The 9,911-nt window shown below is 41.7% G+C and carries 11 protein-coding genes; 6 read left to right on the top strand and 5 right to left on the bottom strand.

All coding sequences use genetic code 11. From position 1 onward, the window contains the following. Positions 1-1,073 (top strand): GDP-mannose 4,6-dehydratase (gene gmd / locus IM462_RS00585; RefSeq protein ID WP_287714761.1); only part of this gene is annotated, 1,073 nt, incomplete at its 5' end. Between the two features lie 67 nt (positions 1,074-1,140). Here gmd and IM462_RS00590 read toward each other — a convergent pair. Next, entirely contained in the window at positions 1,141-2,118 is a 978-nt protein-coding gene (locus IM462_RS00590) for a glycosyltransferase (RefSeq protein ID WP_287700058.1), read from the bottom strand. A gap of 269 nt (positions 2,119-2,387) precedes the next feature. On the opposite strand from IM462_RS00590, the gene IM462_RS00595 reads away from it, so the two are divergent. After that, a complete protein-coding gene (locus IM462_RS00595) occupies positions 2,388-2,579 on the top strand; it encodes a DUF2949 domain-containing protein (RefSeq protein ID WP_002758191.1) in 192 nt (63 codons plus the stop codon). A gap of 312 nt (positions 2,580-2,891) precedes the next feature. Here the strand turns inward: IM462_RS00595 and IM462_RS00600 are convergent, their stop codons facing one another. From IM462_RS00600 to IM462_RS00610, 3 genes are all read right to left on the bottom strand, one after another. Continuing rightward, entirely contained in the window at positions 2,892-3,350 is a 459-nt protein-coding gene (locus IM462_RS00600) for a nitrate reductase associated protein (protein ID WP_287700059.1), read from the bottom strand. A 74-nt stretch (positions 3,351-3,424) separates the two neighbouring features. Continuing rightward, complete coding sequence (locus tag IM462_RS00605) at positions 3,425-4,264, bottom strand: prephenate/arogenate dehydrogenase (protein ID WP_287700060.1); 840 nt, start codon at positions 4,262-4,264, stop codon at positions 3,425-3,427. Between the two features lie 5 nt (positions 4,265-4,269). Then, a complete protein-coding gene (locus tag IM462_RS00610; RefSeq protein WP_287700061.1) occupies positions 4,270-4,632 on the bottom strand; it encodes a cupin domain-containing protein in 363 nt (120 codons plus the stop codon). 104 nt (positions 4,633-4,736) lie between these two features. On the opposite strand from IM462_RS00610, the gene IM462_RS00615 reads away from it, so the two are divergent. Next, entirely contained in the window at positions 4,737-5,189 is a 453-nt protein-coding gene (locus IM462_RS00615; RefSeq protein ID WP_287700062.1) for an SRPBCC family protein, read from the top strand. 205 nt (positions 5,190-5,394) lie between these two features. On the opposite strand, the gene IM462_RS00620 is transcribed toward IM462_RS00615, so the two are convergent. Then, positions 5,395-6,966 (bottom strand): hypothetical protein, encoded by a 1,572-nt coding sequence (locus IM462_RS00620; RefSeq protein ID WP_287700063.1) that lies wholly within the window; start codon positions 6,964-6,966, stop codon positions 5,395-5,397. 533 nt (positions 6,967-7,499) lie between these two features. On the opposite strand from IM462_RS00620, the gene rfbF reads away from it, so the two are divergent. From rfbF to IM462_RS00635, 3 genes are all read left to right on the top strand, one after another. Next, positions 7,500-8,330 (top strand): glucose-1-phosphate cytidylyltransferase, encoded by an 831-nt coding sequence (gene rfbF / locus IM462_RS00625; RefSeq protein WP_287700064.1) that lies wholly within the window; start codon positions 7,500-7,502, stop codon positions 8,328-8,330. Then, a complete protein-coding gene (rfbG, locus tag IM462_RS00630) occupies positions 8,315-9,460 on the top strand; it encodes a CDP-glucose 4,6-dehydratase (protein ID WP_287700065.1) in 1,146 nt (381 codons plus the stop codon). Before rfbF ends, rfbG begins: the two co-directional genes overlap by 16 nt. A gap of 74 nt (positions 9,461-9,534) precedes the next feature. Next, positions 9,535-9,834, top strand: a complete 300-nt coding sequence (locus IM462_RS00635) for a hypothetical protein (RefSeq protein ID WP_287700066.1) — start codon at positions 9,535-9,537, stop codon at positions 9,832-9,834. Positions 9,835-9,911 lie beyond the last annotated feature (77 nt).

Raw genomic sequence — 9,911 nt, forward strand, 5'->3', positions numbered from 1 at the left:
CTAAACGCGCCCTAATTACCGGCATCACCGGTCAAGATGGTTCCTATCTGAGCGAATTATTATTAGAAAAAGGTTACGAAGTCCACGGTATCATCCGTCGTACTTCAACTTTTAACACCGATCGCATTGATCATATCTACATTGACCCCCACCAGCCGGATGCTAAATTATTTCTTCACTATGGCGACCTCACCGACGGGACGACCCTGCGGCGTATCCTCGAACAAGTGCAACCGGTAGAAGTATATAATTTAGGGGCCCAATCCCACGTGCGAGTTAGTTTTGATGCTCCAGAATACACCGTTGATGCTGTGGGTGTGGGGGTCTTAAGATTACTAGAAGCAATTCGGGATTATCAAAAAAGAACCGGCATCGAAGTGCGTTTCTATCAAGCAGGTTCCTCGGAAATGTTCGGGAAAGTCATGGAAGTTCCCCAAAAAGAAACCACGCCATTTTATCCCCGCAGTCCCTACGCTTGTGCGAAAGTTTATGGTCACTGGCAAACAATCAACTATCGGGAATCCTACGACTTATTTGCCTGTAACGGCATTTTATTTAACCATGAATCCCCCCGGCGCGGAGAAACTTTTGTCACGCGCAAAATTACCCGCGCCTTGGCCCGAATTATTGCCGGACAACAGAAAAAACTCTATCTAGGAAATCTCGATTCTAAAAGGGATTGGGGTTATGCTAAGGACTATGTGCGGGCGATGTGGTTAATGTTACAACAGGAAGAACCGGATGATTATGTGGTGGCGACCAATGAAACCTATTCTATCCGGGAGTTTCTCGATATTTCTTTCCAATACGTTAATTTAAATTGGCAGGATTATGTGGAGTTTGATCAACGTTATTTGCGTCCAGCGGAAGTAGATTTATTAATAGGAGATTCCACAAAAGCCAGAGAGAAATTAGGCTGGCAGCCGTCGGTGACATTCGAGGGACTGGTAAAATTAATGGTAGATGCGGATTTAGCGGCTTTGGGGATTAATCTTAATAACGGTGGTGATAGCCAACAGTTATTAAAAGATTTGGCCTATCTTCGCAATCGTTCCCTAATTGCCGTCGATTAAAAAGTCGGGTGGGTTAGGGAAAGTCCACCCACCCCCGCCTTGATCCATCGTCATTTTTACCTGACTTTTAGGAGTAAATTGGGTCTTTTTCCAGCAAACCTAGCAATTTTTGCATTTTAATCCAAGCCCTTCTCATTTGCCAGAATTTACTTTTTTCCATGGCGGCTATTTTACTGTAAGCTTTTTGCAATTCCTCGTCTCTTTCTCGATAATTCAATTGGGTTTTTTGCAATTCTTGATGCAATTCTTGTTCATGAATTTCTAATTGTTTAATTCGTTCTCTAGCCTGTTCCAACTGAGCGAATATATCAACTTTTAAGGCGACTAAAGCAGCAAAAATGGCTTGGATATTTTGGGAGTAAAGTTGAGGATGATTATAAAAAAGTTGGGTGTAGGAATAAATATAGTGTTCTGGGGTCATTGAGCGACTCATAGAATCAGCTTTTTGTCGATAGAAAAATAACACTTCTGGGATACGATAGACTTCTCGACCTAATTCGATCAGAGATAACCAAAAATCGTGATCTTCCCAACCATAAATTAAATTGCTATTATAGCCGCCCACAGTTTCCCAATCGGATTTCCGAAACAAACCAGAGCAAAATATCATATTATCTACTAATATATCGGGAAATTTATACTCAAGCAGCGGCCAAATTCCTTGTCTATCGCCAAAATATTCCGCTTCGCAATAAACTATACCTAATTGCTCATTACCTTCTAGCAAAGTAACCGCTTTTTCTAGATAAGAATCGGCAATTTTATCATCGGCATCAAGGGGAAGAATATAGGTTCCTTGCGCTTGGGCAATTCCTAGATTTCTGGCTGTGGCAACTCCTTGATTTTCTGTGCGAATAATCCTGGTTTTTGGCTGTTGATAATTTTGTAAAACCTCGATGGTTTCTGGTTCTGTGGATCCATCATCAATGACAAGGATTTCAAGATTTTGGTATGTTTGCACTAAAACAGATGCGATCGCATCATCAAGATAGCGACCGTGATTATAGCAAGGAATAATCACGGAAACTTGAGGAGCATGACTCATTGGGGGCAATTCTCTCCTACTCGAGCAAAAACTAGGTTATCAATAGCTTATCCCAAAAGCTCCCCTTTATGGTTTTTCTAAGTAAAGAAAGTGTTGATATCCCCACTAGCAATTTCGGGATAGTAGGACATATTATGGATAAATTCTTAAATTATTGCGATTGGTCGACAAAATCACCCAATTGGGTGATCCCCGTGAGGGAAGCATCTCTTTTTAATAGAGGATAAGTTATTCAATAATCAGATTGTCATTATAAATGATCCTTAATCATGGAAGCTCATCAACAAAAACAACTCCGCACTTTCCTCTTGGAGAAATTAGCAATTTCCCCCCGTTCCTTCGATATGGCTGTGCGTCTCTGTGAAGCATCGGTGGGTTCTTTGCCGATGGTTTTATGGCAGTACGGTTTAATCGATTTGTCGCAATTGAATCAAGTTTTTGACTGGATGGAAACGGTATAATTAATAATTATTTTCCAAGAATAGGTTCATTAATTATCGTTTTTATTAAGAAAAATCACCAATCCCCAGAGCGGCAATTTACTGCAATTTATTTAATTTTATCCTCCCGCATTAAGTCCCATTAAGGTTTACAATAGCAGAAAACCTCCCCTTTGCTGGGACTAATTAAACCGGCTATCATCCGTTATTTTCCCCTGTTTTAATTCGAGATTTATCTAGTCTAAAATACTAATTTATTGACTCAATCGCCTTTTTGCTTGTCATGATAGTAAGATAGGAAGAAACTTAATTAATCTAGCCTAGGTTCTTGAGTTAGGCATCGACTATATGGAACTCTTTCAGGGCCGGATAGAAGTTGAGATTTTCATGACCTGGACGACTGAGTTTAATCAGGGCAAACCGTTGGGATGGTGGCAATTTTTGCCATTGTTCTAAACTAATTTCGATCTGGAATTCTTTGGCTTTTTCTAGGACTGTAACGGGTATCTGGCCATCATCTAGCCAAGCGGGATGGGAATCTATTGCTAGTTCTCCCGGGGGATGGCCAGTTTTTTCGGTGATTAATTTTTGCAGAAAATCTCGATAAATTTTGGCCTCTGCTGCCGTCGTACAAGCCATATTAACTAATACCATTCTTTCCAGTTGACTCAACTGCATCCAATGGGACAATTTTAATTTAACTCCACAGGTATCTAGTTTCATTCTCACGGTCATTGGTATGCAACGTAAGGAGTCAACAAATTCGGCTTCAAAGTCGAAAAAGGTGTTCATATTATTTCATTGATTTACTGAGGATAAATCTATAATACAGCACTGTGGTATAATTGCTGGACAAAATGTTCTTCTTATTGAAGAAAATTGGATCGATATTGATGACTAGAAACGAGAATTTCCTCTAGTTCCTGCCATTTTTCTCCTGCAATATAGTCAATAACTTGATCAAGATTTTGCCGATAATTTGTCAAGGATATCAATAAAGCTTGACGATTGTATTGAGCCATCATTAAACCTAATTCGGGATTGCCAGCACCGACGCGACTGGTATCGCGGAAACCAGAACTAGCTAAATTTTCCGCTAATTGGCGAATATTCAAGTCTTGTTCTTTCCCACAAGCTTGGATTAAACTGGTGCTAATCATTACTGGCAGATGGGAAATCCATGCCACGGCTCGATCGTGTTCTTCGGGGGAGGAATAATAAATTTGACAGCCTAATTTCTGCACGATTTCAGTTAAGATTTCCACGGCAAAGTTAGGGGTAGATTCAAGGGGAGTAATCAGATATGGGGCATTGACAAATAAACCAAATTGTGCCGCATTAATTCCCTGTTCGGTTTTCCCGGCCATGGGATGACTACCGACAAAATTTGGCCATAATTGACTACAATTGGCCACAATTGCCCCTTTAACCGATCCCACATCGGTGACAATGGCTTGGGGTTTTAAATAGGGAGTTAATTTGTGCAAAGTTGGCACAATTAAATGTATGGGAGTACAGATAAAGATTAAATCGGCAGTAGCCAATAATTCTAAACTGGTACTAGATTCATCTACCACGCCTTTTTGTACAGCGATATCACAGGTGGATTGTTGACGGGAAACTCCCAAAACCTTATAAGCTTGCGATCGAAAATCTAACCCCAAAGAACCACCGATTAAACCCAGTCCAATAATGCCAATATTCATTAGTTTTACTCAAAGATAATTTCGTCTTCTACTCGCCAAGCGGGATCAACAATGCACAAGAAAACTAACGGTTCCTCTCCACAATTATGAATATATTGTTTAGCTAGAGGAGGTATATAAATGGCGGCACCGACAGTCACTAATTGCACTTCCTCATCGATGTGCATTTCCCCTTGTCCTTGCAGAATATAATAAACTTCCGCAGTTTTTAAAGCGTGGGGAGTAGAAGTTTCCCCCATATCTACCCGCGCGTGGGCTAAACTATAACGTAGATTTAACGGCTGTTTATCGGGATGCAATAACTCGCGCAATCGGGTATGATCACCGGCGATGAATTCCTCACATTCGAGCAGTTTTCTGATTAACATAGTAAAATTAAACGTCGAAGATTGTTTTTATTTTATCATTGAGTCAAAGACTAAAGACTAATAGCCGTTATCATAGAAATATTTAGCATCGCCAGAATTAACGAATGACTTGGTTAGAACATAGTGTACAGGTAGAAGTGGACGCGCCGATCGATCTGGTTTGGGAACTCTGGTCAGATTTAGAACAAATGCCCCAGTGGATGAAATGGATCGAATCGGTGAAAATTCTAGAGGAGGAGCCAGAGCTTTCCCGTTGGAAGTTAGCCAGTGGTGGTCTGGAATTTACTTGGTTGTCACGGATCCTGAAAATTGTCCCCCACCAGATGATTCAATGGGAATCCGTGGACGGGTTACCTAACCGCGGGGCGATTCGTTTTTATGACCGTCATGGTAAGAGTATTGTGCGACTGACAGCAGCCTATGCTATACCTGGTTGGTTAGGAAAATTGATGGATAATCTTTTCCTTGGTCGAGTGGTGGAATCGACCCTGCAAGCTGATTTAGAGCGTTTTCGCCTTTATGCTCTCAATATTGTCAATAATACGCCGCCAAGGTGAGGTAATCATCGGCAGTAAGCTGTTGACTATCTAAAGCACTTGTTAAGACTGTCTATGAGTAAGGAGAGAGCGAGCATTTGTACTAAAATAAATACCCAGTTTAAATGCAATACAGCTTATTGCTGACTACCGACAATCGACTCCCCAAAAGGAAAACTTCCTAAGAATATCCCCAGCAAATTGCGCTATCACGGTTGAGTTATTTCTACTCGATTTTATAGAGATAGGCTTCTGGGGTTTCCAGAAGGGAAGTCATCGGGCGATCGAGAGGAGGGGTTTTGGCGAGGGTAAAAATTGGAAATAAATCGTTCATTTGGATAGCCATTTTAAATTTCGGCTGTATATAATAACTACCCGATGGGCAGGCATTGGTTATCGTTAGCTCTCTTTTGGTCATAAAGGTATCAATATAATCGTACTGACCGCGCTCTTTTCTTATGCCTTTCTTGGCTGGATCACAAAGGGTTGAACCGACCGGAATCTGATTGATAATTTCCACTGTATCGGCCACGGATAGGAGTCTTTCGGAACCGTATTTACTAGCAAGATAACGTTGATTGAAATAGAGATTAGTTGCGATAGAATAGCCGATGATAATTGCTAGAACTAAACCGAGGATCCTGTCGAACGTCTTAGTAAAGTTTAGATAGGCCAGACTAGCGATCGCCATAAGGATGGGAGCAAACCATAGTAAGATTTTACGATGGGAATAAAAATGCTCATCAGGATAATTAGAGGAAGCGTAGAGAAAAATTATCCAAGGGATCGCAAAAAAGCCGATCAGTGTTTTATTGCCTCGATATTTTTTGATGACTATGTATAGAGAAATGCCTAAAAAAATCACCGAAACTACAACATTGAAAATCGATATATTGTCATTCAAAAAAAATACTTGATTACCCAGATAAACCGTTTCCCAAATCGCTTTAAATAGACGAGTGAACAGATTGCTCGATGGTTCACCGCTCGCCCCCTTCGCCGTGAGTGCTCTCACGATTCCCCTCGTATTAGCGAAATTCCGAACGATCTCACTGTGCCAATACATAAATAAGGCGAGATTTGCCGAGAGAATCGATAGAAAAGGCAAAAGACATTTACGAGTATTCTTGCGATTGCGATAAACAAACCATAGACAGGCGATAACAGAAGTCACTGGGATAATTAACATTGTGGTGGTGTGTAAACTCACCAATATAGCGACGGTAATCCCGAAGAATATCCAAGCTATAGCCTGATAGAGCAGCGGCTTAGTCGTTTCCATCTGGAAACGATAGAGTAAAGCAAAAACGAGCAGGAAAAAGGGTATTGGGCTAGGAGCCCAGGAAAAATTATTAATGAAATAGTCCGCATAAATCGTGCTATACCAAAATCCTGCCAAACTGGACAGGAGAAGACGTTTATCTTTTTCTACATTTTCTAAAACTTGATAAACAAAGTAGATTAAGAGGGGAATCGATAGAAAAGAAAATAGTCCATTGGTAAGGACTTGAAATTCGGGAGCGGTACCGAAAATTGTCAGAGGGAACGCTAAATAACCATAGAGGGGAGGAATTACGAATCCATATTTTCCACCCCCCCCCGCAGGTCCCAATTGAGGAAAGTTTCCCTTCCACATATCCATCGAAAGATAACCAAGGGTAATCTGATCGGGATCGGGTCCGATATCGAAGGTAACGTATTCAAAAATACTGACAATCCTGGTGAAAAAGGCAAAGGCGATCGCTAGAATACCTAAAATCAGTGCCGTTCCTCGGACTTTATTGATTGATTTCCCCATAAGTGTCGGTATTTTTATCCTAAAATTGTCTGGTAGCTTCGTGACCGTATCCCCGAATATTTATCTTCGCATGGTAGCACGAATTTCTAGTCCTACTCGGTCAGAATTATAGCGTTAAAGATGAAGTATAACCTGATTTAGCATTACTGGCCGACTCCCCAAAACGAAAACTTCGTACCTCACCATGAAGATAACTGCTATAAGATTTAAGAGCCTGTTTAGCAATAAACTGGGTACACTCGCTTAATGGGACTTAGGCGTTTTCGGTCAGCAAAAAAGGCTCAAACCATTACGGGACAAAGGGTTAACCTCGATTTATGATTTTCCTTGATATATCTGGGTTTCAGCGATTTTGGGCTTCTCGAAGTAAATCCCAAGCGGGGATTGGAGTTGAAGCTTTTCTCGATTTGTTTTTTGTCTAAGTCCCATTAACAAAAATTTTTTTAGACAGATCTTGGACACAATCGGGAATCCCGTGTTAAACTGCCTCGATAAGATGATGTCACTCTCAAAGCCCTTCACTATATAATCCAATGGTAATACAATCGGTTAGTTTAACAGTTAAGGACTATAAGTCTAATATTCCCGTGGCCATCTTGTGTGGTGGCAAAGGAACCCGACTGCGGGAAGAAACCGAATTTCGACCTAAGCCGATGATTGCCATCGGAAATCGACCGATTATTTGGCATATCATGAAAACTTATGCCCAATATGGGTTAACTGACTTTATGCTCTGTCTAGGGTATAAAGGGGAAATAATCCGGGACTATTTCTTTAACTATGATTGGAATCAAAGTGATGTCCTCTTAGAGTTAGGCAATAAAAAAGTGACCAAACTCGATAGTGGACATGATGAGGAAGACTGGCGTATTTGGTTAGTTGATACGGGACAGGAAACCATGACGGGAGGCCGTCTTAAACGTCTCACCTCTTATATAGACCAAAGTGGAAGTGAGATCTTTTTAGCCACCTATGGGGATGGGGTTTGTGATGTGAATATTGCGGATCTGTTGGATTTCCATTACTCTCATGGGAAATTAGCCACCTTGACGGCGGTTCGTCCTCCTTCTCGCTTTGGCGAGTTAGTGATTGAGGATAATCTAGTCAGTCAGTTCCAAGAAAAGCCGCAAACGGCTGAAGGATGGATTAATGGGGGGTATTTTGTCTTAAATCGCAAGGTTTTGGATTTAATTGAGGGAGATTCGACGACTTTTGAAGCACAGCCCCTCAGAACCCTGGCTGCTTTGGGAGAACTCGCCGTCTATAGGCATGATGGGTTTTGGCAGTGCATGGATACTTATCGAGAAATGGAAATGCTCAATCACCTTTATGACACTGGACAAGCTAGATGGAAAATATGGTAAAGAAAGCATTTTGGCGGGGCAAAAAGGTCTTTATCACGGGTCATACTGGCTTTAAGGGGTCTTGGCTGGCGTTTTGGTTACTCCATCTAGGAGCAGAGGTAAAAGGCCTCAGTTTAGCTCCCAATACCACCCCCGCCTTATTTGACCAATTGGACTTAGCTCAAAACCTGAGTCATCATATAGGAGATATTCGAGAGCCTGAGTTAGTGACTCGTTTAATCGCTTCATGGCAGCCGGATGTAGTCTTTCATTTAGCGGCACAACCCTTAGTGCGGCTTTCTTATCTGGAGTCGGTGGAAACGTGGAACACAAATGTCATGGGGACTATTCACGTTTTAGAGGCCCTCAAAAGCCTGACTCATCCCTGTGCCGCCGTGTTTATTACTAGCGATAAGTGCTATGAGAATCGGGAATGGGTCTATGGTTATCGGGAAAATGACCCCTTGGGGGGTTACGATCCCTATAGTTCTAGTAAGGCGGGGGCGGAGTTGGCGATCGCATCTTGGCGAAATTCCTTCTTTAAAACCCCTCAAACCCCCATCGGCATTGCCAGTGCCAGGGCAGGAAATGTCATCGGTGGCGGAGACTGGTCCCTAGATCGGATTGTACCCGATGCGATGCGGGCCTTGATAAAGTCGGAAGCGATTCCGGTGCGGAACCCTCTAGCGACTCGCCCTTGGCAGCACGTTTTAGAGCCTTTAGGTGGCTATTTACGGTTGGCTGAGTCGATTTATGAGCAGTTGATGACGGCTAATTGGCAGCAAGACAGCCGGGGTTTATATGGGGCGTTTAATTTCGGTCCGTCTCTGACTTCTAATCGCCCGGTTAAAGAGTTAGTTGAGTCTATCCTACAACTTTGGCCGGGGACTTGGCTCGATCAAAGTGATCCGAAGGCTGTTCATGAGGCTAAATTGCTTAATCTAGTCACAGATAAGGCTTTCCATACCCTAAAATGGCAACCCGTCTGGGATTTTCGGCAAACCCTCAAGGAAACGGTGACATGGTATTATCAAGCTAATCAAATTGCACCTAGCAATAATCAAGGGTTTCAAAACTTAACCCGATCACAAATCGATCTATACCAAGCCGATGTCTTCAGTGAAAAAGTAGGTAGCTTTTGTGTTCCATAATATTTATTGCTACATTCCGGCGTTCCCCAAAACCAGAGACTTCGTACATCACCATTAGGATAAATTCTACAAATATGACCAAAGTTTACTTCTACGCAACAAGTGAAAAGGAGATGCGGTTACTTAATAGACAAGATCCCGACTCTTTCCTCGGTATTCATGATCATTTTTCAGGGGAAATTGCGACGAGTTATATCTATCTTAAAAAGGCGGGTTTAGATTGTGAAGTTATTAACACAATTCCTGAGGAAGGAATTGTGTTCGCAGATAAAAAGAGTTTTGATAAAACCTTGCTAGAGATCAAAAAATATCGGCTCTTCCGAACTTGTCATGTAAAATTAAATAAAAAACAGACAATTATTGCTGACCAATAAAACAATAATTTATCTTTAAAAGCTCACTATGCTTGCAATACAGCAATTTATTGGTTAAAATATAAACAGCCAAGACC

Origin of the sequence: Microcystis sp. M144S2 (genome assembly GCF_020246065.1) — a bacterium.
GTDB classification, from domain to species: Bacteria; Cyanobacteriota; Cyanobacteriia; order Cyanobacteriales; family Microcystaceae; genus Microcystis; species Microcystis ichthyoblabe_A.

Coding starts and splice junctions, on each gene's coding strand:
- IM462_RS00590 (WP_287700058.1), bottom strand. CDS start 2,118: ATGAGTCATGCTCCTCAAGTTTCCGTGATTATTCCTTGCTATAATCAC.
- IM462_RS00595 (WP_002758191.1), top strand. CDS start 2,388: ATGGAAGCTCATCAACAAAAACAACTCCGCACTTTCCTCTTGGAGAAA.
- IM462_RS00600 (WP_287700059.1), bottom strand. CDS start 3,350: ATGAACACCTTTTTCGACTTTGAAGCCGAATTTGTTGACTCCTTACGT.
- IM462_RS00605 (WP_287700060.1), bottom strand. CDS start 4,264: ATGAATATTGGCATTATTGGACTGGGTTTAATCGGTGGTTCTTTGGGG.
- IM462_RS00610 (WP_287700061.1), bottom strand. CDS start 4,632: ATGTTAATCAGAAAACTGCTCGAATGTGAGGAATTCATCGCCGGTGAT.
- IM462_RS00615 (WP_287700062.1), top strand. CDS start 4,737: ATGACTTGGTTAGAACATAGTGTACAGGTAGAAGTGGACGCGCCGATC.
- IM462_RS00620 (WP_287700063.1), bottom strand. CDS start 6,966: ATGGGGAAATCAATCAATAAAGTCCGAGGAACGGCACTGATTTTAGGT.
- rfbF (WP_287700064.1), top strand. CDS start 7,500: ATGGTAATACAATCGGTTAGTTTAACAGTTAAGGACTATAAGTCTAAT.
- rfbG (WP_287700065.1), top strand. CDS start 8,315: ATGGAAAATATGGTAAAGAAAGCATTTTGGCGGGGCAAAAAGGTCTTT.
- IM462_RS00635 (WP_287700066.1), top strand. CDS start 9,535: ATGACCAAAGTTTACTTCTACGCAACAAGTGAAAAGGAGATGCGGTTA.